This is a genomic window from Pseudoxanthomonas suwonensis (assembly GCF_000972865.1).
Classification (GTDB): domain Bacteria; phylum Pseudomonadota; class Gammaproteobacteria; order Xanthomonadales; family Xanthomonadaceae; genus Pseudoxanthomonas; species Pseudoxanthomonas suwonensis_B.
In genome coordinates, this window is the sequence record NZ_CP011144.1 from 2,401,004 (window position 1) to 2,421,966 (window position 20,963).

Here is a 20,963-nt window from a genome sequence, read left to right on the forward strand (position 1 = left end):
CAGGATGTCCCGCATGCCCACCCCCGCCACCCCGCCGGAACCGGGTCGCCGCCGGCCTTGCCGCCGCCGGCTGTTCCCGGTCCTCGTCCTTGGAGTCCTCGTCTTGAGCGCCTGCACCCTGTCCGTTGTCAGGACCCAGTCCCCCGTCGCCGACTACCCGGACTCGCCGCAGTCGGCCGACGGCCGTTTCCGCAACCCGGTGCCGCGTCCGCCGCAGGGAGCCGGCGAGATGGCCAGGATCCTGTGGGACTTCGCCTTCAACAAGCCGGCCGGGACGGCGCCGGCCACGCCTCCGGACGTGGTGCCGCTGACCCGCGCGGATCTGGACGCGGCGCCGGACCGCAGCCTGTTCCGGCTGGGCCACTCCACCCTGCTGGTCAAGCTGCGCGGCGGCTGGTGGATCACCGATCCGGTGTTCGCCGAGCGCGCGTTCCCGGTGCAGTGGATGGGGCCGAAGCGTTTCCATGCGCCGCCGATTGCACTGGACGAACTGCCGCCGCTGCGCGGCGTGCTGCTGTCGCACGACCATTACGACCACCTCGACCGCGACGCGGTGGTGAAGCTGGCGCACAAGGCCGAGGTGTTCCTCGCGCCGCTCGGCGTCGGCGACCGGCTGGTCGCGTGGGGCGTGCCGCAGGCCAAGGTGCGGCAGTTCGACTGGTGGCAGGAAGCGCGGATCGACGGCCTGCGCCTGGTGGCCACGCCGGCGCAGCATTTCTCCGGCCGCGGGCTGTTCGACGCCGGCCGCACGCTGTGGGCATCGTGGGTGATCATCGATCCGCCCGCGGGCGACGGCGACGCGGGCCTGCGCCTGTTCTTCAGCGGCGATACCGGCTACTTCGACGGCTTCCGCGAGATCGGCCGCCGCTTCGGCCCGTTCGACGCGACCTTCATGGAAACCGGCGCCTACGACGCGCGCTGGGCCTACGTGCACATGCAGCCGGAGGAAACCGTGCAGGCGCACCAGGACCTGGGTGGCCGCTGGCTGCTGCCGGTGCACAACGGCACCTTCGACCTGGCCATGCACGCCTGGGACGAGCCGTTCGAACGGGTGGCGGCGCTGGCGTCGGAACGCGGCATCGCGCTGGCCACGCCGCGCATGGGCGAGCGTTTCGACCTGGCCGCACCGCAGCCGACGCGCGCCTGGTGGCGGGACTGATCCCGGCGGTCGGGTAGAAACGCGGCATAAAAAATGATGCCGCCCACGAGGGGCGGCATCGGACAGGACCGCGGGCGGGGCCCGCACGCCGGGTGGCGCGGACCGGTGGGCGGTCAGTGGACCCGGAACATCGCCGTCGGCGCCGGCGCGTAGCTGGACTCGCGCACCCGGCGGCGGTGGGCGACCAGGGCGGCCTCGGTGTCGCGGGCCGTCTCCCAGGCGCGGCGGTCGAACGGCAGTTCCTCCGGCGGGCAGCCGCGCAGGCCGGCTTCCAGTGCGCGCAGCCGCTGGAAGTCCTGGTAGTACGCCATCTCGCGGCGCAGCGTCGGCCAGGCGGTCTCGACCACGATGGCGTCGTCCAGGCGGCCGATCCGTGGCACCCAGTCCGGGATCAGGTCGCGGGTGTCCTTGGCGTAGTCGACCACCAGGCGGGCGTAGTTGGCCACGTCGTTGGCGGCCTCCCAGTCCGGGTCGGCGGCCATGGCGGCGACCGATTCGATCCACGTAATACGTTGGGCGATACAGCCGGGCGCGTCTTCGTCCGCGGCCGCCGACAGCTGCCGCGCGGCGGTGGCCAGCTGGTCGATGTCCAGCGGCGCCTTGACCCGGCCCAGGCGGGCCAGCAGGCGGTTGAAGCGCGCCAGGTCCGCGGAGGTCGGCCGGTAGTCGCCGATGTTCTTGCGGCGGTGCAGCAGGTTGAAGGACGGGGGGGCGTCCAGGACGGCAGGCAGCGGCTGGACCAGGGAGCGGGTTGTCATCACAGCGTTCATCGTGCGTCTCCATAGGATGGGTGGGCGCGGCATCGCCGGCGCCGGGCCAGCTTCCCGGGACCGCGGATGCGGGTCATGAGGCAGGAATGAGCGTTCCGTGCGTGTTCGCTGATTCCATGAGGCAACCATGAGGAAGTGGCGATGAAGCCGGGCACCGACCAGCCTCCCGCCCCCGACGGCGACGGCGGCAGCGGGCGCTACCGCTTCGACGGCATCGTGGTCGACGCCGCCGCGCACACCCTGGTGCGCGACGGCCGCGAGCTGGCGCTGGAGCCCAAGGCCTTCGCCGTGCTGCTGGCCCTGCTGCGCCGCCCGGGCGAGTTGCTGGGCCGCGACGCGCTGCTGGACCAGGTCTGGGGCCACCGCCACGTCACCCCCGGGGTGCTGACCCGGGCCATCGCCCAGCTGCGCGCGGCGCTGGACGACGACTCCCAGCACCCGCGCTACATCCAGACCCAGCACGCGCTCGGGTACCGTTTCATCGGCAGGCTGGAGAGCGCCACGTCGGTCCTGCCGGCGCTGGCGGCCGAAGCCCCTGTGGCCGTGAAGGCGGCCGATGCCATCCAGGCCGCGCCGGCGCTGCCGGCCGCGCCTGTCGCGCCTGCGGACGACCCGGCCGGACCACAGCCCCGCCTGCAGGACCAGGCGCCGGGCGCCTCGCTCCTGGCCTGGGTGGCCGGGCTGGCGGCGGCGCTGGCCCTGGGAGCGGTGGCCTGGCTGTGGCGCGAGCCGGGCCCACCGCCGGTGGCGACCGAGGCATCCATCGCGGTGCTGCCCTTCACTACGCTGAGCGACGCGCGCGACGACCGCTACTTCGCCGAGGGGTTGTCGGTGGAGATGCTGAACGCGCTGGCCGGCGTGCATGGCCTGAAGGTCGCGGCGTGGCGCCCGCCGGAGGCGATCGACCGCAGCCAGGACATCCAGGCGCTGGGCCGGCTGCTCGGCGTGGCCACGCTGCTGGACGCCAGCGTGCGCCGCGACGGGCAGCGCCTGCGCATCAGCGCGCGGCTGTCGGATACCCGCAGCGGCTACACGCTGTGGTCGCGCAGCTACGACGGCGACGCCGACACGATTTTCGCCACCCAGACCGACATCGCCGACGCGGTGGTCGACGCGCTGGTCGAAGTGTTGCCGGAGGAGCGCGAGAACCTGCGCAGGCGGCTGGAGCCTACCCGCAGCGCGACCGCGTTCGATGCCTACCTGGTCGGCCTGAGGCAGATGCTGCATGCACAGGGTGACGAGGGCCGCAACGCCGCCACCGAGCACTTCCGCAGGGCGCTGGCGGCGGACGCGGGCTTCGCCCGGGCGCAGGCCGGCCTGTGCCGGATGGAACTGTGGGACTTCGAGTCCAAGCGCAATGCCGATGCGTTCGACACGGCGCGGCTGGCCTGCCTGCGGGCCATGAACATGGACCGCACCATGGCCGAGGTGAGCCTGGCGCTGGGCGACCTCCACCGCGTGCAGGGGGATGAGAAGCAGGCGCTGAAGTACTACGACGCCATCCTCGACGATCCGGGGATGCGCTGGCGGGCGCTGGTGGGACGCGCGCGGCTGCACATCGACCAGGGCCGCGACGACCAGGCGATGCGGGATTTCCGCCAGGCATTGCAGGCCAGTCCGGGCAATGCGCAAGTGCATGCCGAGCTGGGCTACCAGCAGTACCGCCTGGGCCGGTATCCGGAGGCGGTCGCCTCGTACCGCACCGCCGTGGCGTTGCGCCCGGACGTGGCCTCGTACTGGAGGACCTACGGCGGGCTGCTGTTGACGACCGGCGACACCGCGGGCGCCGAAGTGGCGCTGCGGCGTTCGCTGGCGATAGAGCCCCACGAAAGCCCGTTGAGCAACCTGGGCACGCTGCGCTACCAGGAAGGGGACTACGCGGGCGCGGCCGAGCTGTACCGCCGCGCGGTCGAACTCAACCCCAAGGGCTTCTTCTATCTCGGGCGCCTGGGGGACGCGCTGGAGGCGGATCCGCGGACCGCAGCGCAGGCGCGCGAACCTTATGCCCAGGCGGCCTTGCTTGCGCAGCGCTTCGTGGACGTCAAGCCCGGCGACGCCAAGGCACTGGCCGCGCTGGGCTGGTACCAGGCGCAGCTTGGCGACCGCGATGGCGCGCTGCGGCGGGTCGGCGAGGCCAGGGCGCTGGCGCACGAGCCAGGGGAAGTGGCGATGTACAACGCGCAGACCCTTGCCGTCCTGGGCCAGTACCCGCAGGCGCGCGAGTCGCTCCAGGCCGCACGCGCGGCGGGCATTCCCGAGTCACGCATAGCCACCCATGCCGTCTTCAGGCGGACGGGGCTGTCCGAACCGCCGGAAGGCGACACACCGCCCCCGGCCGTTTCCCCCGCAGCAGCGGGACCACCACGAGGAGAATGAACATGTCGCAGCAGAGGACTTTTGGCGGAAGCGGTTCCATCGACCTTGGCAATGGCATCTCCATCGATGTCGACATGACCGCCCTGATGAGCAGTCCGGACGTGTGCATACCACAGCCCGGAGTTGTCTCGCAGCTGAAACTGGTCACCGGCGATTTCCCGGGCGGTGACCCGGAAAATCCCATCGAGCTGGGTTTCAAGATCAAGTTCGTCGACCACCGGGAGGAGTAGTTCGGGCGCTCGTGCATGGATCGTCCTGCCGGCTTGCGGACGTACCGGCAGGACGGGGAGGAAGCGAGAGACGTAACTGGCGTCCCGCCTGGGGCGGTGCCCACAAAAGGGGTCAGGTTCATTTTCCCAACACGGGTGCGTGCACGGGAAAATGAACCTGACCCCTTTTGTGGCAAGGTGGCGGATATTCGCCGCCATGCGCAGGAAACGATGATGAAGCGACTGACCGCCCGCGACTTCGCACCGGAACTGCTGGAGCTGTACGACGGCTATGTGCACGGCCGCATCAGCCGGCGCCAGTTCCTCGACCGCGCCGGCACCTTCGCCGTGGGCGGACTGACCGCGGCCGGCATCCTCGCGGCGCTCGGCCCGGACTACGCGCTGGCCCAGCAGGTGCAGTTCACCGACCCGGACATCGTCGCCGAATACATCCGCTACCCCTCGCCCAACGGCCACGGTGAAGTGCGCGGCTACCTGGTGCGTCCGGCCAAGGCCGAAGGCCCGGTGCCGGGAGTGGTGGTGGTGCACGAGAACCGCGGCCTGAACCCCTACATCGAGGACGTGGCCCGGCGCGTGGCCAAGGCCGGTTTCGTCGCGCTGGCGCCCGACGGCCTGAGTTCGGTCGGCGGCTACCCCGGCAACGACGACAGGGGCCGCGAACTGCAGCGCCAGGTCGATCCGGAGAAGCTGATGAACGACTTCTTCGCCGCGATCGACTACCTGCTCGCCGACGAACGCACCACCGGCAAGGTCGGCATCACCGGCTTCTGCTACGGCGGCGGCGTGTCGCACGCCGCCGCGGTGGCCTATCCGGAACTGGCCGCCGCGGTGCCGTTCTACGGCCGCCAGGCGCGGCCGGAGGACGTGCCGCGGATCAAGGCGCCGCTGCTGATCCACTTCGCCGAGAACGACGCCAACGTCAACGCGACCTGGCCGGCCTACGAGGCGGCGCTGAAGGCCGCCGGCACGAACTACGAGGCGCACTTCTATCCCGGCACCCACCACGGCTTCCACAACGATTCCACCCCGCGTTACGACGAGGCGGCGGCGGAACTGGCGTGGGAGCGGACGCTGGAGTGGTTCCGCCGCTACCTGGCCTGAGCGACGGCAACGCAGGTCCGCGGTGGCGGCGCGCGCGGCATGGTCATCGCCGCGCATCGCCCAAGCTGAATACGCTCACCGCAAGCCACGCATGCGCGGACGGCCGCGATCCGTGGTCCGCCTCCACTCCGTGTTGATCTGGATCAATGATCATCCGTGGCAGGGAGAGGGATACTGCCCCCACATCAGACGGAGGAAGCAGCCATGTACACGCATCTCCTGGTTCCCACCGACGGTTCGCCGCTGTCGGACTACGCGGTCGAGCAGGCGCTGGCGCTCGCCGTGGCGTTGAAGGCGAAGGTCACGCTGTTCACCGCGGTCGAGCCGTTCCACGTCATCGCGTATACACCCGAGCAGGTCGCCGAGACGCGCGATGCCTACGACCGCCACGCCAGGGAAGAGGCCGCGCGCCGGCTGGCGCAGGCCGCGGAGCGGGCCAGCGCGGCCGGCGTGGAGCACGCGACCGTGTCGCAGGCCAGCGACGACCCGCACGAGGCGATCATCGCCACGGCGAAGGAGAAGGGCTGCGACCTGATCGCGATGGCGTCCCACGGTCGGCGCGGGGTCAAGGCGCTGGTGCTGGGCAGCGTGACCGCCAAGGTGCTGACCCACTCCGAAGTGCCGGTGCTGGTCTACCGGCACGGCGACGACTGACGCGTTCGGTCGCGGCGCGGCGCGCGCGGCCGCCGTCGCGACGCCTGTCGCGCCTGCAAGGGCTCGCGCAGCCGCACACGCACCCACCGGCTGCTCGCTGCATCCGGAGGGCCCGCGCGCCTGCCCGTGCCTACTTGAGGTTCTGGACGATCGCGTCCGCCGTGTCGCTGGTCTTCTTCAGCAGGTTGGACAGCGTGCTCATCAGCTTGCCGAGCCGGTCCATCGCCATCTGCAGCCGCAGGCTTTCCATCTCGCCCATTCCGGCCAGCGAATCCAGCGTCGAGCGGATGTCCTCCTGCACGGCGCGGGCGGCTTCCAGGTCCAGGGCGAGGGTGCCGGCGCGTTCGGCGATGCGCGGAACCAGCAGCCGGTCCAGGCCCCGCGCCACGTCCAGCACGCCGCCCTTCAGCAGCGCCGCATCGCCCTTGAAGTCGATCCGGGCCGGACCCAGCCGGATCTTCAGCGAAGCCTCTTTCGCATCCATGGTGTCCTCCGCCTGCCGCGGACACGGCGCCATTGCCATGCCCTCAATGCGTTGGAACGGGGCCGATGCGGCAGGCCGGTCAGTTGCGCGGAGCCGACCGCGGGAGCACCGGCGGCGACGGACGCACACACGCCGGGCAGGGTAGAGTCCGGCCACACCCGCACACGGAGGCTGCCGCGTGAGCGCAACACCCGATCCATTCGCCCGCTGGGCGCAGCTGCGCAAGCAGGGCATGGCCCGGTTCGTGCTGGTCCGCGGCGCGCTGGGCTGGGGCCTGACCACGGCCCTGATCTACTCGCTGCTCATGTGGGGCATCGCCGGCGCCGACCTGCGCGTGCTGCTGCCGCTGTCGCTGCTGCTGTTCCCGCTGGGCGGGCTGCTGTGGGGCGCGGCGATGTGGTGGCATCTGGAGCGCCGGTACCGGCGCCACCTCCAGGCCGGTGAAGCCGGTCGATAGAGACGTCCGCCGGCGTCATCCGCGCCTCCTGCTGGGGCCAGGGTCGCGGCGCACACCACGCCGCTGTCGAATCCGCGCAGCCGGATCCGTCGCACAGGCAGGCTCCTTCCGGGGCCGCCGCCATCGTGCCGTGCGAGGACCCGCCATGAGACTGCTGTTCAGCCGCAATCCCAACCCCCGCCTGGCCGTGGCCGTGGCGCGCCACCTCGGCGCGGACGTCGCGTTCGAATTCGCCGCGCCGCGTGCACCGGGCCAGGCGGAACGCTACCGCGCGCTCAATCCGACCCTGCTGCTGCCTGTCCTGGTTTTCGCCGACGGCGGCAGCCTGTGGGAAGCCGATGCGATCGCCTGCCGGCTCGCGCGCGATGCGGGCTCGCGCTTCTGGCGCACCGGCAGCGAGGAACCGGCGATGATCCAGTGGCTCAGCTGGGGCAAGGAAAACTTCGTCCGCGGCTGCGACATGGTCAGCTACGAGCGCGGCACCCGGCCGCGCTACGGGCTGGGCCCGTTCGATGCGGCCGTGCTCGAAGCAGGCCTGGCGCGTTTCGCCGAGGGCGCCGCGTTGCTCGACGCCGAACTGTCGCGACGTGATTGGCTGCTGGGCGACGCGGTGTCCTATGCGGATTTCCGCATGGCCACGTTCCTGCCGTACAACGACGTCGCCCGGCTGCCGCTGCACGACTATCCGTCACTCGCGCGCTGGTACGGCCGGCTCGAGGCGCTGGACGCCTGGCGCGATCCGTTCTCCGGCCTGCAGGCGCCGGAACTGCCGCCGGTGCCGGCGACTGCCACGGACTGAGGGCCCGCGCGGCGCCTGCACGGCCGCATCCGCGACCTGCCACTACCATGCGGGCATGCCCGCCCCGCCGCACAGCCTGCTCGATCCGGCGGTCCGCCAGGTCCGGCGCTGGGTGCTGGACGCGTTCCCGCGCGGCCAGAGCGGCATCGACTACGACCAGCCGCCAGGCGACCCGGGCCTGTTCGGACCCGACAGCGTGACCTGGCGGGTGCACGCCGACTTCCCAGGCATGCTGTCCGGCGGACTGTGCGCGCTGATGCTGCAGGCGCTGCATCCGCGGGTGCTGGCCGGCGTGTACGACCATTCCAACTTCCGCGAGGACCTGGTCGGGCGGCTGCGCCGCACCACCGCGTTCGTCGCCGGCACCACCTACGCGTCGACGCCCCAAGCGCAGGCACTGGTCGAACGGGTACGCCGCATCCACGCGCACGTGGACGGCCAGCTGCCGGACGGGCGCCGCTACGCGGCGAACGAACCGGAACTGCTGGCCTGGGTGCACGTGACCGAGGCCTGGGGCTTCCTGCACGGCTACCACCGTTACTGCCGATCGGTGCCGGCGGCACTTGCCGACCGCTACTACGACGAGACCCGGCGCGTGGCCGAGGCGCTGGGCGCGCGTGGCCTGCCGGCATCCGCGGCGCAGGTGGCGGCGTACTTCGACGCGATGCGGCCGCAGCTGGCGCTGGATGCGCGCGCCCGCGAAGTGCTGGCGATCCTGGCCGCGATCCGCCTGCCGGTGCCGCTGCCGGGGCTGTCGCGCGACGTGTTCCTCGGCGCCGGCGCGGCGCTGCTGCCGGACTGGGCGAGGCCGCTGCTGCAGCGCGAGGGCATGCGTGGCGCCCGCGACCGTACCGCGGCGACGGCGATGCGCGGCATCGCGCCGCTGTTCCGTCGCGCGCTCGGCGACGGCCCGGCGGTACGTGCCTGCCGCCGCGTGGGCGTGTCGCCGCAGGTGCTGGAACGCTGGCCGTGAGCGCCGTGCGACGCGGCCGCGCCACGCACGTTGCGGAGGCGGGAAAGCGCAGGAATGGCCGGTATTTCCGGTATTTACGTGGTCGGACCTGGCCGATGAACGGTCGCTTTGCATCGTCCGGCTGAACGTAGGATCGGTCCCCTGCCAGTTGCGGCAGTCACGGAGACGCCAGATGAAACGCGCATTGCTTGCCGCCGTAGTGGCGGCGACGGTCTGTTCCCTGGCGGCCTGCCAGCGTCCGGCGGAGCAAACAGCCACGGCGCCGCCGGCCGCGGGTGGCGAAGTTGCCGCAGGCGCCGCGCAGGCGGGCACGCCGTCCGTGGACCTGCAGGCGCTGGCCCATCGCGTGGTCACCCAGAGCGCCGGGGTGAAGGAGGGCGATGCGGTGCTGATCACCGGTCGCCATCAGGATGCCGAACTGATGGAGGACCTGGCGGTGGAAGTGGCCCGGGTGGGCGGCTATCCGATGATCGAGTACGGCAGCGACCGCCTGGCCAGGCGCCTGTTCTTCGACGTCCCGGAAAAGTACGACGCCCGCGAGGATGCGCTGCTCGCCAAGCTGGTCGACACGTTCGACGTGGTCATCAGCCTGGGCAACGGCACCAGCGAGAACCTGTTCGAGGGCGCCGACCCGAAGCGGGTGGCGGCGCGCAGCAGGGCCAACGAGGCCATCGGCCAGGCGATATACAAGAACGGCGTGCGCATGGTCGAGCTGGGCAACAACATGTATCCCACCGCCTGGCGCGCCGAGCGCTTCGGCATGGACCAGGACGAACTGGCGCGGATGTTCTGGGACGGCCTGAGCATGGACTACACCGAGCTGCAGGCCCGCGGCGAGCAGGTCCGCGCCACGCTCGCCGCCGGCAACGTGGTCCACGTCACCCATCCCAACGGCACCGACCTGACCTTCCGCATCCAGGGCCGCAAGGTCGGCGTCAGCGACGGCATCATCTCCGAGGAGGACGTCAGGCAGGGCGGCTCGGCCGTGTCGGTGTACCTGCCGGCCGGCGAGGTGTACACCACCCCGGTGCCCGGCAGCGCCGAGGGCCGGCTGGTCGATACCGGCGGCAGCTTCCGCGGCAAGAACATCGATAACCTGACCCTGACCATCGACGACGGCAAGGTCGTCGCGATCGAAGGCACCGGTCCCGGCTATGCCGACCTGAAGGCGGTCTACGATGCCATCGACGATGAGCGCAAGAACGAGTTCGCGTTCTTCAACCTCGGTATCAACCCGAACGTGCGCTTGGGCGAGGGCAGCACGGCGGGCAGCTGGATGCCGGCCGGCGCGGTCACGGTCGGCACCGGCTCCAACGCCTGGGCCGGCGGCGACAACCATTCCGGCGGCGGCCGTACCGTGTTCCTGCCCGGCAGCACCGTCACCCTGGACGACAAGGTGATCGTGGAGAACGGCGAGTTGAAGCTGCAGTAGCCGTTCCGGCAGCTCCCGCCGCGAGGCGGCGGGAGCGGTTGCGCGCGTACCGGGCCCGGATCGCATGCCGCCCGGCGCCTCGATCCGCTTCGCGCCGAACCCGTGGGTCCTCCGGGCCGGGCAGGCTGGCGATACGCTGATCCGGCCCAGCACGGCGCCGGCTGGCGGTCGACCGCCGGGCCGTCGCGCACCGCGCCGCCAACGAAGCCGGTCTTGACCGCGTCCGGTGCCGCCGTCCACGGCCAAGCACGGCCGTGCGCCGCTGTTGCGCCGCGTGGGCGTGTCGCCGCGCTCGCTGGCGCACCGGCCATGGGGTCCGGGTGGTGTCCTGGCCTGGCCGGATCGGCCGCCATCTGCGCCTGCGACGCTTTGCCCGTCTGGAACATCATTGAAGACGAGGTTTTCCCGCTTGCCGCCACCCACACTGAAGGAGCCGCCCTTGTTCCGCGCAATCCTCCTGCTTGCCGTCTGCCTGTCGTGGCTGCCCTCGTGCCTGGTCGCGGCCGAGCCGCGCGCCGTCGCCGGGGAGGTCGCCGCGACCATCGAGCGCGAATACTTCGATCCGCAGCGCGGCGCCGGGATCGCCGCCGCACTGCGCGCCGACGCGGACCGCGGCGACTTCGACCGGCTGCAGGACCCGCTGGACCTGGCTACCGCGCTGACCACGCGGTTGAAGCCGCACGACCGGCATTTCAACGTGCGCTGGTCCGCAGGCGACGAAGCGCCGGCCAACGGACCGCGCCGGCCGCCGCCGGGCGCGGGCCCGGCGCGCGACAACTTCGGCATCCGCCGGGTGGAAGTGTTGCCGGGCAACGTCGGCTACCTCGACCTGCGCCAGTTCGCCGATTTCGACTTCGCCGACCCGCAGGCGCCGGCCCGCCAGGCGATCGACGCGGCGCTGCAGCTGCTGGCCCACGTCGACGCGCTGATCATCGACCTGCGCGACAACGGCGGCGGCTCGCCGGCGATGGTCGGCTATCTGGCCAGCGCCTTCGCCGAGCCCGGCGCGGACATCTACAACACCTTCCATTCGCGCACCGGCACCCGGTCGGAGGCGCCCGCGCAGGGTTTCGCCTCGCCGCGCACGCAACTGCCCCTGTACGTCCTCACCAGCGGCCGCACCGGCTCGGCCGCCGAGGCATTCGCCTACACGCTCAAGAACGCGCGGCGCGCCACCGTGGTCGGCGAGGCCAGCGGCGGCGCGGCCAATCCGGGCCGTCCGTTCCGCCTGGGCGACGGCTTCAGCGTGTTCGTGTCCACCGGCTCGCCGGTCAGCCCGGTGACGGGGAGCAACTGGGAAGGCACCGGCGTGGCGCCGGACGTGGAGGTCGCCGCGGCCGATGCGCTGGACCGCGCCCGGCGGCTGGCGCTGGCCGCGCTGGTGGAGCGCGGCGCCGGCGAGCCTGCGCGCTGGGCGCTGGAGGCGGCGGACGCCACGCCGGCCACGGATGCCACGACGCTGGCCGGCTTCGCCGGCGACTACGGCGTGCTGCGCGTCGAGCTGGCGGAAGGTGCGCTGCAGCTGCGCCAGGACCGGCGCCCGGCGCTGCGGCTGCGGCCGCTGTCGGCCGACATGTTCTTCGTCGATGGCGAGCCGACCCGCCGGGTCCGCTTCGAGCGGCGGCCCGACGGTAGCATCGCCGCGCTGGAGTTGCAGTGGGCCGACGGACAGCGGGCGCGGCACGCGCGCGGCGAAGGCTGAGGCTGCGCGCTGCGCCGGGAGCGATTCGGCGCCGGAACCACCTCCGCACCGTCGTCCCGGCGAACGCCGGGACCCAGTGCCTTTGGCTTTGCGACGACATCAACGAGCGAAAGTCGCTGGATCCCGGCGTGACCAGCCATTACCAGCCATTCGGCTCTCATAAATCGCTTCGGCTGTGGTGGAGCGTTTCGCCGGGACGACGGACGAGCCTAGCGCCGCACCGCCAGCACGCCGTCCAAGGCCAGCTGCGCCTTGAACCCGGCCAGCTCCAGCCGCCGCGCCACCTCGCGCGGCACGTCGCGGCCGCTGGTGAGCCGGTTCGGGCTGCCGGTGTAGTGGAACAGCCGGCCGCCGCGGCGCAGGACCCTGGCGAGCTGGCCGTAGAACGCCAGCGAATACAGTTCGCCGGCGATGCCGAAGCGCGGCGGGTCGTGCAGCAGCGCGTCGAACGAGGCATCGGCCTCGGCGGCGATCGCCTGTGACACGTCGGCATGCATCAGCTGCAGGCGTCCGCCGGCGTCCGCCGCGTCCGGATCCGGCGACCACGGGTTGAGCGTGCGCAGCCACAGCACGCTGTCGTTCTTCTCGAACGAGCGGATCCGGCCGACGCCGGCCTCCAGGCAGCAGGCGGCGAAGTAGCCGAGCCCGCCGCAGGTGTCGAGCACCGCCTTGCCGCGCGGTTCCACCAGCGCGACCTTGCGCCGCGCGTCGTCCAGCGGCGATTCCTTCGAGGTCGGCAGCATCTTGATGCCGTCGATCTCGAAGGTCGGCACGTCCCATTCGGTGGGCACCAGCTTGATCAGCGAGCCGGCGTAGCGCGAGACCGGTTCCCAGTCCTCGCCGTCGAACCGGTAGATCGTGCGGTCCTTGAGCCGGCCGGGATACGGGTACGCCGTGCCGCGCCAGTGCCAGCGGTCGGCGCCGAGCGCGGCGCTGTCCTCGCTGCGGCCGAGGTCGAGCGAGCCGGTCCAGGCGGCCGCGCCGGCCTGGCGCGCGGCGAGCAGCGCCTCGGCGGTGTCACGGGTCAGCAGCGGGCCGGCGGAATGGGGCACGGGAAGGCGACGCGGGAAGGGGCGGGCATCGTAACCGAGCGCGCCGTTGCGGCCCGTCGCCGGACCGGATCCGCCGCGCGCGGCGGCGGATGCGTGCCGCCTACATGCCGGAGCGGTAGTGGATGCCGTAGCGCTCGATGCGGCCCACGCGCTCGGCGACCTGGCGTACCGCCGGATGATCCTTCAGCGTGTTCCAGCGCGCGAAGGACTCGCGGTCGCCGGGCAGCGGCTCGGGCTCGGGGTAGTCCTGCAGTGCGGCCAGCGCGTCGGCGCGATGCTCGCCGGACTCGAGCAGGCCGGCGAGCGCGCGCGCGGCCTCGTCGATGCGGTCCTCGCGCACCAGCGCGTACACCCCATGCATCGGCGAGTCGTCGCGCTGCTTGCGCAGGTAGGCCAGCGCCTTGGCGGCGCCGGCGCGGTCGCCCGCCTGCCAGGCCACGCAGTGCTGGATCGAGGCCTGCACCATGCGGCCGTAGCCGCTCATCCCGCCGACCGCGGCGATGGTGGCGCGCGCATCGTCCGCGCGGCCCAGGCTGCAGTAGAAGGCGCCCAGGTTCAGCACCTGGCTCACGTTGGGCGTGCCCCATTCGTCCAGCCGGCTGGCGCGCACCAGCAGCTCGACCGCCTCGTCGATGCGGTCGGTGCGGCGCAGGGCGATGGCGTGGTTGTTGAGGATCCAGGCCTGGTAGTCGGCGGTGTCCTCGTAGGGCGCCTGCTCCGGCGTGGCCGCCGCGAGCGTGTCGAGGATGCTCCCGGTCTCGTCCAGGACCTCCTGGTCCAGGCCCAGCGTCAGCATGGCGTAGGTCAGGTCGGTGCGGACCTTGAGGCTGCTCGGCCGCTCGCCGGCCAGCGAGCGCAATGCGTCCACGTGCGTGCGCGCGGCCCGCTCCACGTCGAAGCGCGGCGATTGCCGGTCCACCAGTGGATCGAAGCGCCGGTCGCTGCGCAGCTTCACCAGCAGGTCGGGCCAGCCGATGCGCGCCACTGCGTCGCCGGCCAGCGCGGTCTCGCCGCGCTTCACGCGCAGCAGCGCCAGTTCGTACCAGAGGTCGTCGGCGCCCAGCCCGCCGCGGTCCCACTCGGCGTCGAACAATCCCTGCAGCAGGCCCAGGCGCACGGGGGCGTCGTCGTCCAGCTCATGCAACAGCTGGTAGACGAAATGGTCCTCCGTCTCCAGGTCGCCGAGCACCGTGGGCGAAAGTCGGACCGCTTCGGTCAGCCGCCGGGCCGCATCCTCGTACCTGCCCTGCTGGGCCGCGATCAGCGACAGGAAATACGGGTCGGTGGCATGCCCGGGCTCGGCCTCGATGGCCCGCAGGAACAGCTTGCGCGCGCGCTTGGGGTCGTCCATCAGCAATGCGTTGAGCGCGGACAGCGCCAGCGCGGCGTGGCGCTGCTCGCCGGGCAGCCGGCCGAAGCCGGGATCGGCGATCAGCGGCTTCAGCAGGCGTTCGCTGCCGGCATGGTCGCCCTGCTGGAACGAGGCCACCGCCGCGCCGAGCTGCTGCTGGAACGGCGTCTGCGCCGTTTCCTTGCGCAGCTTGCGCGCGATCGGGTCGCTCTCCTCGTAGCCGGCGCTGATCCCGGAACCGATGGCGGCGCCCACTGGCAACAGCAGCCCGATGGAGGCGAGCAGCCCCCAGACCCGTACGTGCATGACATCCCCTGATCCCCTGTCCTGCCTGCATTGAACGGCAAGCCGTCGCGCGTGCCAAGCCGCGCGATGCCGGCCTGTGACCGGCGTCGATGGACAGCCTACCGGCACCTGGGCGGGGCCACCGCGAAGTAGCGGCGTCGCCGCGTGCCGTTGCTGGCGACGGGCACCCGGTACCCGTCGCCCTCCATGCCGTCGTCCCGGCGAACGCCGGGACCCAGCGACTTGGCTTTCGCGCCAGGTCGCTGCAAAGCTCTGTAGGCACTGGGTCCCCGGCGTCCGCCGGGACGACGGACGGAGCGGTCGCTGCCGCCGGCGCTGCGGGCGGCCGATGCCATGGCGTATGGAGGCGCCGGGCCCGCCGCACGTCGGCGCATGGGGTGCCGGCGCTCAAGATTCCGGCCCCGCGTCCGAACTTGTACGGGAGGGCACGACCCGTCCGACCGGATCGCCGACTGGACGGGTGACCGCCGGTGTCATTCCGGGCGGGCCCGGCCCCGCGCCAGAGGATCCGCATGCCAGTCCCCCACCAGCACCTGCCAGTTTCGCCCGAGGGCGCGCGCGGTGGCGCCCTGCGCGCCCCGCTGGCGTCGGCCGTGTGGGCGCTGGTGGTGCTGGTGGCCGGGTTGGCGTTCACCGCCGAACTGGCGCGGCGCGAATGGGTCGATGCGCGGGCCCGCGCCGAAGCCATGCAGCAGTCGCTCGCCGACGCCGCGCAGGCGCGGGTGGTCGAACCGCTGGCGTCGGCGGCGCTGGCGTTGCGGGCGATGCAGACCGTGTTCCTGTCCAACGACGACGTCGACGGGACGCTGTTCGCCCAGTACCACGACAACCTGCACACGCGGCAACAGGTGCCGGGCCACGTCGCCACCGCCTTCGCCCGGCGCACGCCGGACGCGGCCGGCGCACCGCGCTCTTCCTACCGCTACCAGCTGGTGGCGCCGCTGCAGGACAACGAGGCGCTGCTCGGACTGGACATCGCCACCCAGCCCGAGAACCTGGCCGCGCTGGAGCGCGCGCGCGACGCCGATACGCCGTCGCTGTCGGCGCCGTTCCCGCTGCTGCAGTTCGACGGCGCCGGCTCCGGTGCCGCGCAGGGCGTGGTCGTGCGGCTGCCGGTGTATTCGCGCGGCGCGGTTCCGGCCAGCGAGGCCGAGCGCCGCGAGCGGGAGATCGGCGCGCTGGCGGTCAGCCTGCGCCTGGAGCCGATGCTGCGCCACGCCCTGCAGGGCCGGATCCTGGAATACATGCACGTGGAGATCCGAGACCTGGACGCCGCGCCCGGCCAGGAGATGGTGTTCGCCACCGATCCGGATCCGCTCGCAGGCAGCGCCGTGCAGGTCCGCCGCGCCGAATTCGGCGGGCGACGCTGGGAGCTGCGCCTGTGGCCGCATGGGGCGGTGCCCGGCGAGGGCCGGACCCACCTGATCGTGGCCGCTGGCGGGCTGATCAGCGTGCTGCTGGCGCTGCTGCTGCTGTCGCAGGCGACCACCCATCGCCGCGCGCTCGACCTCGGCCGGGAGATGGCCGCCCGCTTCGGCGAAAGCGAGGCGCGCTTCCGCGTGCTAAACGAGCTGCTGCCGGCGCTGGTGCTGCTGGCCGATGCGCGCAGCGGCCGCATCGCCTACGCCAACCAGGCCGCGCGCGAGCACCTGGGGCCGGTGGTGGACGCACCGCTGGCCACGCTGTTCGCCGACCCGGCGCTCGGCGGCCGGGCGATGGCCGAGGCCGGCCGCGGCGGCGCCTGGGCCAGCCAGGAGGCGGTGATCGTCGGCCGCGACGGCGGCGTGTTCTGGGCCAGCGCCTCGCTCGCCCGGGTCGAGGTGAACGGCGCGCCCTACCTGCTGATGGTGGCCACCGACACCACCGAGCAGCGCGAGTTGACCGAGCGCCTGCGCTACCAGGCCGCGCACGACAGCCTGACCGAGCTGTGCAACCGCCGCGAGTTCGAGCGCCGGCTGCAGGTGGCGCTGGATGTGCGCGCGCGCCGTGCCGACGCGGCGCCGTTCGCGCTGCTGTACATCGACCTGGACCAGTTCAAGCTGATCAACGACGTCTCCGGGCACACCGCCGGCGACCAGCTGCTGGTGCAACTGGTGCACGCGATGCGCCAGCACCTGCGCCCCGGCGACGTGCTGGCGCGGCTGGGCGGCGACGAGTTCGGGCTGCTGGCGTTCGACGTGGACGTCGCGCTGGCGCACGTGCTGGCCGAGCGGCTGCGGCGCTGCATCGAGGGCGTGATGTTCGTCTGGCAGGGGCGGACCTACGCGGTCAGCGCCAGCATCGGCATGGTCCTGGTCGACCATGACGGCTGCACCCTCAAGGACCTGCTGGCCTGGGCCGACAGCGCCTGCTACCAGGCCAAGGAGAGCGGCCGCAACCGGGTCTGCGCTTACCGCGAGGACGAGGACGCCAGTCGGCGCCGCACCGAGATGGAGTGGGCCAACCGCCTGCGCTGGGCGCTGGAGCAGGACCGCCTGCTGCTGGACTACCAGGAGATCGTGCCGCTGGCGCCGGCGTCCGAACCGGGCACCCACATCGAGCTGCTGCTGCGCCTGCGCGAGGAGGACGGCACGGTGGTGCTGCCGGGTGCGTTCCTGCCGGCGGCCGAGCGCTATGGGTTGATGCCGGCGGTGGACCGCTGGGTGATCCGCACCGCGCTGGCCCACTTCGCCGACCTGCATCCCTGCGGCGACGTGCTGCGCACCTGCGCGATCAACCTGTCCGGGGCCAGCATCGAGGACGAGGGCCTGGCCGACTTCATCCTCGACACGATCGACGAGTTCGCCGTGCCGGCCGAGCGGATCTGCCTGGAGATCACCGAGACGGTGGCGGTGCGCAACCTGCTGCGGGTGGTGCGGGTGATCGAGCGCCTGCGCCGGGCCGGCTGCCGGATCGCGCTGGACGACTTCGGCGCCGGCATGTCCTCGTTCGGCTACCTCAAGAACCTGCCGGTGGACCTGATCAAGATCGACGGCAGCTTCGTCCGCGACCTGGGCAGCGACCCGATGAGCCGGGCGATCGTCAACGCGGTGGCCCAGATCGGCCACCAGCGCGGGCTGAAGGTGGTGGCCGAATGGGTCGACGGCGAGCACACCCTGGCGGTGCTGCGCGAGCTGCGGGTGGATTATGGCCAGGGCTTCGTCCTGCACCGGCCGCAGCGGGTGCTGTTCCAGCGCCCGCGCGATGCGCGCCGGGTGGCGTGAGCGCGCGCAACGCCTGGACGATGCCGTGTTGACGTCGTCCCCGCGCAGGCGGGGATCCAGCGACTTTGCTCTCTGCTCCTGCAGCGAGAGGCAACAGGCAAGCACAAAGCACAAGTCACTGGGTCCCCGCCTGCGCGGGGACGACGGAGGTTGGGATCGGCGTCAGGTTTTGCTTGCTCTCGGCGATCGCGTCTCCGCAACAACTTGCCCGTCATCCCCGTGTAGGCGGGAAGCGCTTCACAGCAGCCGAAGCGATTTACAACAGCCGAATGGCTGGTAATGGCTGATCATCCAGCGACTTTGCTCTCGGATTCCTTTGCCGGGAGGAGATGCCGGCCAGTACAGGCACAAGTCACTGGGTCCCCGCCTACGCGGGGACGACGGCGGTTGGGGCTGGCTAGGGCGCCGCGGCGTCCAGCAGGTCCTGCGCGGCGTGGACCAGGAACAGGTAGCTCGCGCCCAGGTTGATCACGTACTCGTTCTCGCCCCACAGGAACGGCCAGTCCTCCTTGTTCTCCGGGAAGTCCGGCTTGAGGATCAGCACGCCCGGCACCACGCCGCCGGCGATGAAGCTGAAGTCCGCGCGATTCATGCCGTAGGCCACCTGCTTGGAGCGCGCGCCGACCGCCGACACGAACGACAGGTTCGAGTCCGGGTGGGTGCCGTACAGGTAGTTCAGCCCCTGCAGCGTCGGTTCGATGTCGAACAGGTCGGGATAGGCCCGGTGCAGCCAGTAGTTGGCGGTGGCATGGCCGACCACCGCGCCGTTGCCGGCCCAGCCGCCACGGGTGATCGGCACGCCGTAGGGGTTCTCGCGCAGCGCCTCGTCGCGTTCGGCGCGGAACGCCTGCGCGCGCGTGCGCAGTTTGGCGGCGAAGTCCGCGTCCATGTGCGGCAGCGCGCGCACGGCCCATGGCGCGTTGGCCGCGAAGCGCGCGTCGATCGCCGGCCACAGCTCGGCGATGCGCTGCGCGTACTTCGCCTCGCCGGTGGCCAGCAGCAGCTGCACGGCGGCGCGCAGTTCCTCGTCCTGCGGGTCGCCGCCGGTGGTGTTGCCGACCCGGAACAGGTTCGGCTCGCGCGCATGCTCGAACTCCCACACCTTCTGCGCGGTGGCCAGGCTCTCCTGTGCCAGCGCGTCGTCATAGCCGCGCAGCGCGCGGCTGGCCGCGGCCAGGCCGGCGGCCGAGCCGTAGTTGAGCGCGGTGGTGGCGGTGGTGAAGGCCAGGCGGTCGTCGCGCGGCGAGTCCGGGTCGGAGTGGTCGTCGACCTTGCCGTCGGTCTTGGTCACCGCGTCGCCCAGGTGGGTGTACTGGCCCAGGTCCGGCTCGACGATGCCGGGGATCGCATGGCCGAACACGCGGTGCTGGGCGATCAGCATCAGCGTGCCGTGCTCGATCTGCTGCAGCAGGTCGGGCACGCCGTCGGGCCGGTGGATCTCCACGTGGCCCTTGTCCTGGTCGACCGAGGTTTCGTCGCGCAGCGGCCGCGCCAGCTCCCAGGTGTCGACCAGCGACATCACCGTCGAATAGTGGGTCTGGGTGCGCAGGTCGTAGTCGCCGGCGTCGAACCAGCCGCCGATCGCCAGGCCCGGGATGTGCTCGCCGGGCTGGAACGGCGAATCCAGGTCCGGGCCCTGGCCGTAGAGGTCGAAGTGCTCGGTGTTGGGCGCGACCTGGCGCGCGTCGTCCATGTGCGAGCGGCCGTGCCAGACCCGGTAGGCCTCGTTGACCGACACGTGGTCCATCTGCACCGGGAAGAACACGTCCAGGGTCGGGTGCCAGGCGGTGGCGTAGGCGTCCGCGGCGATCCGGAACGCGGTGGTGCGCTGGCCCTCGGCCTCGATCAGGTACAGGCCCGGCTCGCGCACATCGGAGAAGTCGAAGGTGTAGTAGTCGTAGCGCAGGTACGGGCCCCAGCGTTGCGGCTCGGCGGCGAAGGCCTCGCGGGCGCCGCCGCCGGCGTCCACGCGCAGCAGGCGCGCGCGGCCGGGCGCCGGTGCGTTGCGGTCGCGCTCGAGCACGGCGACCTTGCGCTGTGCCGGGTGGTAGCCGACCTGGGAGTGGCCGATCACGGTCGGCCGCGTCCACCCGGGCACGGTGCTGCCTTGCAGGGTCCACTCCAGCACCGTGCCGCGCTTGCCGGCCGGCAGCAGCGAGTGCACCACGTACCAGCCGTTCTGCGCCTGGTTGCGGCCGTCGTACAGGCGCAGCTCGGCAGCGGGCGAGTGGATGGCGATGCGGCGCTGCGGGTCTTCCGGCGCGAGCGTGAGCGAGTGGCCGGTCGCCATCGGCAGGCGCACGGTCGCACCGTCGCGGTCGCGTCCGCTGGGTCCGGACGGATACAGCGGCAGCTGGCCGCTGCCGCCATCGGCCAGCCACGCCTTGCCGAAGTAGGCCGAGGGCAGGAACTCGAGGTTGAAGCCGGCCTTGCCGGCCAGCGCCTTCGGCAGCGGCTGATCGAGCACGACCTGGATCGCGACGCCGTCGCCGCGCGGGGCCACCCGCACCACGTACTCGAAGCCTTCCGTGTCGAAGCGCATGCGCGTGGTCACCGTGCCGCTGGCTGGATCGACCTGGCGCTCGACCAGGGTGGCCACCGGGTCCCACTGCTCGGGCGTGGGCGACAGGCGCACGTCGCCGTTGGTGGCGGTGCGCACGCCGTGGTGGATCAGCTCGACCCCGGCGATCTTGGAGTCGCTGAAGTTGCCGTCGTAGGTGTTGTTGAAGGCCAGCACGTCCAGGCCGCGGGTGCTGAAGTAACCGGCATCGTTGAGTTGCGGCCCGGGTCCGGCCGCCGCTGCGGCCAGCGCGGCGGCCGCCAGCACGGCGGCGAGGAGGAAACGGTGGCGGATGCGGAGTGGCGGCCTCTTCGATCGGTTCATCGCGGATCCCCATGGACTGGTGTTAACGCT

At 72.0% G+C, this 20,963-nt stretch carries 16 protein-coding genes; 11 read left to right on the plus strand and 5 right to left on the minus strand.

Annotated features, from left to right (window positions below; genetic code table 11):
- The first annotated feature begins 13 nt into the window (after positions 1-13).
- Entirely contained in the window at positions 14-1,159 is a 1,146-nt protein-coding gene (locus tag WQ53_RS09910) for an MBL fold metallo-hydrolase (RefSeq protein WP_082112957.1), read from the plus strand.
- A gap of 113 nt (positions 1,160-1,272) precedes the next feature.
- Here WQ53_RS09910 and WQ53_RS09915 read toward each other — a convergent pair whose 3' ends face one another.
- Positions 1,273-1,917 (minus strand): YkvA family protein, encoded by a 645-nt coding sequence (locus WQ53_RS09915; protein ID WP_144409293.1) that lies wholly within the window; start codon positions 1,915-1,917, stop codon positions 1,273-1,275.
- A 153-nt stretch (positions 1,918-2,070) separates the two neighbouring features.
- Here WQ53_RS09915 and WQ53_RS09920 point away from each other — a divergent pair, with 153 nt between their 5' ends.
- The 4 genes from WQ53_RS09920 (at position 2,071) to WQ53_RS09935 (ending at position 6,290) form a co-directional block, all read left to right on the plus strand.
- A complete protein-coding gene (locus WQ53_RS09920) occupies positions 2,071-4,305 on the plus strand; it encodes a tetratricopeptide repeat protein (RefSeq protein WP_052632013.1) in 2,235 nt (744 codons plus the stop codon).
- Positions 4,306-4,307: 2 nt separating this feature from the next.
- Positions 4,308-4,535: a hypothetical protein gene (locus tag WQ53_RS09925; RefSeq protein ID WP_052632014.1), complete on the plus strand. Its 228-nt coding sequence runs from the start codon at positions 4,308-4,310 to the stop codon at positions 4,533-4,535.
- A gap of 213 nt (positions 4,536-4,748) precedes the next feature.
- Positions 4,749-5,636 (plus strand): YghX family hydrolase, encoded by an 888-nt coding sequence (yghX, locus tag WQ53_RS09930; RefSeq protein WP_052634033.1) that lies wholly within the window; start codon positions 4,749-4,751, stop codon positions 5,634-5,636.
- A gap of 204 nt (positions 5,637-5,840) precedes the next feature.
- On the plus strand, positions 5,841-6,290 hold the full coding sequence (locus WQ53_RS09935; RefSeq protein WP_052632015.1) for a universal stress protein: 450 nt from the start codon (positions 5,841-5,843) through the stop codon (positions 6,288-6,290).
- Positions 6,291-6,420: 130 nt separating this feature from the next.
- On the opposite strand, the gene WQ53_RS09940 is transcribed toward WQ53_RS09935, so the two are convergent.
- A complete protein-coding gene (locus WQ53_RS09940; RefSeq protein ID WP_144409294.1) occupies positions 6,421-6,774 on the minus strand; it encodes a hypothetical protein in 354 nt (117 codons plus the stop codon).
- A gap of 178 nt (positions 6,775-6,952) precedes the next feature.
- Here WQ53_RS09940 and WQ53_RS09945 point away from each other — a divergent pair, with 178 nt between their 5' ends.
- From WQ53_RS09945 to WQ53_RS09965, 5 genes are all read left to right on the plus strand, one after another.
- Positions 6,953-7,231, plus strand: a complete 279-nt coding sequence (locus WQ53_RS09945) for a hypothetical protein (RefSeq protein ID WP_144409295.1) — start codon at positions 6,953-6,955, stop codon at positions 7,229-7,231.
- 145 nt (positions 7,232-7,376) lie between these two features.
- A complete protein-coding gene (locus tag WQ53_RS09950; protein WP_052632018.1) occupies positions 7,377-8,030 on the plus strand; it encodes a glutathione S-transferase family protein in 654 nt (217 codons plus the stop codon).
- Between the two features lie 55 nt (positions 8,031-8,085).
- Positions 8,086-9,003 carry an oxygenase MpaB family protein gene (locus tag WQ53_RS09955; RefSeq protein ID WP_052632019.1) on the plus strand — a complete coding sequence of 306 codons (918 nt, stop codon included), beginning with the start codon at positions 8,086-8,088 and terminating at the stop codon, positions 9,001-9,003.
- Positions 9,004-9,175: 172 nt separating this feature from the next.
- Positions 9,176-10,435: an aminopeptidase gene (locus WQ53_RS09960; protein WP_082112958.1), complete on the plus strand. Its 1,260-nt coding sequence runs from the start codon at positions 9,176-9,178 to the stop codon at positions 10,433-10,435.
- A gap of 439 nt (positions 10,436-10,874) precedes the next feature.
- Positions 10,875-12,137, plus strand: coding sequence for a S41 family peptidase (locus WQ53_RS09965; protein ID WP_052632021.1), 1,263 nt, complete (start codon positions 10,875-10,877; stop codon positions 12,135-12,137).
- 209 nt (positions 12,138-12,346) lie between these two features.
- Here WQ53_RS09965 and WQ53_RS09970 read toward each other — a convergent pair whose 3' ends face one another.
- Together WQ53_RS09970 and WQ53_RS09975 are read right to left on the minus strand one after the other, a co-directional pair.
- Entirely contained in the window at positions 12,347-13,189 is an 843-nt protein-coding gene (locus tag WQ53_RS09970; RefSeq protein ID WP_052632022.1) for a class I SAM-dependent methyltransferase, read from the minus strand.
- A 100-nt stretch (positions 13,190-13,289) separates the two neighbouring features.
- Positions 13,290-14,846, minus strand: a complete 1,557-nt coding sequence (locus WQ53_RS09975) for a tetratricopeptide repeat protein (protein WP_052632023.1) — start codon at positions 14,844-14,846, stop codon at positions 13,290-13,292.
- Positions 14,847-15,358: 512 nt separating this feature from the next.
- On the opposite strand from WQ53_RS09975, the gene WQ53_RS09980 reads away from it, so the two are divergent.
- On the plus strand, positions 15,359-18,049 hold the full coding sequence (locus WQ53_RS09980; protein ID WP_082112960.1) for a bifunctional diguanylate cyclase/phosphodiesterase: 2,691 nt from the start codon (positions 15,359-15,361) through the stop codon (positions 18,047-18,049).
- A 397-nt stretch (positions 18,050-18,446) separates the two neighbouring features.
- Here WQ53_RS09980 and WQ53_RS09985 read toward each other — a convergent pair whose 3' ends face one another.
- Positions 18,447-20,933, minus strand: a complete 2,487-nt coding sequence (locus WQ53_RS09985) for a glycoside hydrolase family 9 protein (protein WP_052632024.1) — start codon at positions 20,931-20,933, stop codon at positions 18,447-18,449.
- Positions 20,934-20,963: the final 30 nt, after the last annotated feature.

Coding starts and splice junctions, on each gene's coding strand:
- WQ53_RS09910 (WP_082112957.1), top strand. CDS start 14: ATGCCCACCCCCGCCACCCCGCCGGAACCGGGTCGCCGCCGGCCTTGC.
- WQ53_RS09915 (WP_144409293.1), bottom strand. CDS start 1,917: ATGACAACCCGCTCCCTGGTCCAGCCGCTGCCTGCCGTCCTGGACGCC.
- WQ53_RS09920 (WP_052632013.1), top strand. CDS start 2,071: ATGAAGCCGGGCACCGACCAGCCTCCCGCCCCCGACGGCGACGGCGGC.
- WQ53_RS09925 (WP_052632014.1), top strand. CDS start 4,308: ATGTCGCAGCAGAGGACTTTTGGCGGAAGCGGTTCCATCGACCTTGGC.
- yghX (WP_052634033.1), top strand. CDS start 4,749: ATGAAGCGACTGACCGCCCGCGACTTCGCACCGGAACTGCTGGAGCTG.
- WQ53_RS09935 (WP_052632015.1), top strand. CDS start 5,841: ATGTACACGCATCTCCTGGTTCCCACCGACGGTTCGCCGCTGTCGGAC.
- WQ53_RS09940 (WP_144409294.1), bottom strand. CDS start 6,774: ATGGATGCGAAAGAGGCTTCGCTGAAGATCCGGCTGGGTCCGGCCCGG.
- WQ53_RS09950 (WP_052632018.1), top strand. CDS start 7,377: ATGAGACTGCTGTTCAGCCGCAATCCCAACCCCCGCCTGGCCGTGGCC.
- WQ53_RS09955 (WP_052632019.1), top strand. CDS start 8,086: ATGCCCGCCCCGCCGCACAGCCTGCTCGATCCGGCGGTCCGCCAGGTC.
- WQ53_RS09960 (WP_082112958.1), top strand. CDS start 9,176: ATGAAACGCGCATTGCTTGCCGCCGTAGTGGCGGCGACGGTCTGTTCC.
- WQ53_RS09975 (WP_052632023.1), bottom strand. CDS start 14,846: ATGCACGTACGGGTCTGGGGGCTGCTCGCCTCCATCGGGCTGCTGTTG.
- WQ53_RS09980 (WP_082112960.1), top strand. CDS start 15,359: ATGCCAGTCCCCCACCAGCACCTGCCAGTTTCGCCCGAGGGCGCGCGC.
- WQ53_RS09985 (WP_052632024.1), bottom strand. CDS start 20,933: ATGAACCGATCGAAGAGGCCGCCACTCCGCATCCGCCACCGTTTCCTC.